This is a genomic window from Hugenholtzia roseola DSM 9546 (assembly GCF_000422585.1).
Lineage (GTDB): Bacteria > Bacteroidota > Bacteroidia > Cytophagales > Bernardetiaceae > Hugenholtzia > Hugenholtzia roseola.
In genome coordinates this window covers 30,124-31,412 of record NZ_KE383892.1, presented here as the reverse complement: position 1 = coordinate 31,412, position 1,289 = coordinate 30,124, and the positions used below count along the sequence as shown (strand labels likewise).

Annotated in this window: 1 pseudogene; it reads left to right on the top strand. The window is 44.2% G+C overall.

Annotation, left to right across the window (positions count from 1 at the left end):
- A pseudogene (locus G500_RS26140) lies at window positions 1–1,289 on the top strand (hypothetical protein); the annotation flags it as partial.

The following is a 1,289-nucleotide window of genomic DNA, read 5'->3' as shown; positions in this document are numbered from 1 at the left end:
GCTGATATTGACAATGGTTCGAATGATGCTTGTGGTATTCAGTCATTAGCATTGGATATAACTACTTTTGACTGTACGAATGTAGGTGCAAATGCAGTTGTTTTGACCGTAACGGACAACAACGGCAATATTTCTACTTGCAACGCCACTGTAACAGTGCAAGATAACATCGACCCTATTGTGCTTTGTCAGCCTTTGACGATACAATTAGATGCAAGTGGCAATGCCAGCATTACTCCAGCGCAAATCGACAATGGTTCGAATGATGCTTGTGGTATCGCTTCTTTGGTGCTATCTCAAACGGATTTTGATTGTACGAATGTAGGTGCAAATACGGTAACGCTGACCGTAACGGACAACAACGGCAATGATGAAACTTGCAACGCTATCGTAACGGTTCAGGATTTAATACCACCTACTGCGCAATGCGTAGCACCTTTCACTTTGCAATTAGATGCAAGTGGCAATGCTAGCATTACAGTAGCCGATATTGACAATGGTAGTTTTGATAACTGCGGCATAGCGAGCATGACGCTATCTCAAACGGATTTTGACTGCACGCACGTAGGTTTGAATACCATTACACTCACCGTAACGGACAACAACGGTCTTGTTTCTACTTGTACGGTAGATATTACGGTAGAAGACAATGTAGCCCCCGTTGCGCTTTGTCAAAACATTACGGTACAATTAGATGCGAGTGGCAATGCGACTATCACGCCTGCCGATATTGACAACGGCTCTAATGATGCCTGCGGTATTGCGTCTTTGGCATTGGATATTACAGATTTTGACTGCTCAATGACGGGACAAAATACGGTAACGCTGACCGTAGCGGACAACAACGGCAATCCTAATACCTGTACCGCTATTGTAACGGTCTTGGAATTTGAACCGCCTGTAGCTATCGGACAAAACATCACAGTCAATTTAGATGCAACAGGAAATGCGACTATTCAAGGCATAGACATAGATGGAGGTAGTACGGATAACTGCGGCATTGTATCTTATACCGCAACCCCTAACACTTTCACCTGCGCCAATACAGGTGCGAACACCGTAACGCTTGCTGTGGCTGATGCAAGCAATAACATTAGTACGGTAGATGTAACAGTTACGGTAGTTGATGTAACCCTGCCTGTTGCACTTTGTCAGAATATAGACATCTTCTTAGATGCCAGTGGCAATGCGAGCATTACGCCCGCCCAAATCGACAATGGTTCGAATGATGCTTGTGGTATTGCTTCTTTGGCATTAGATAAAGAAGATTTCACTTGTGCCGATTTAGG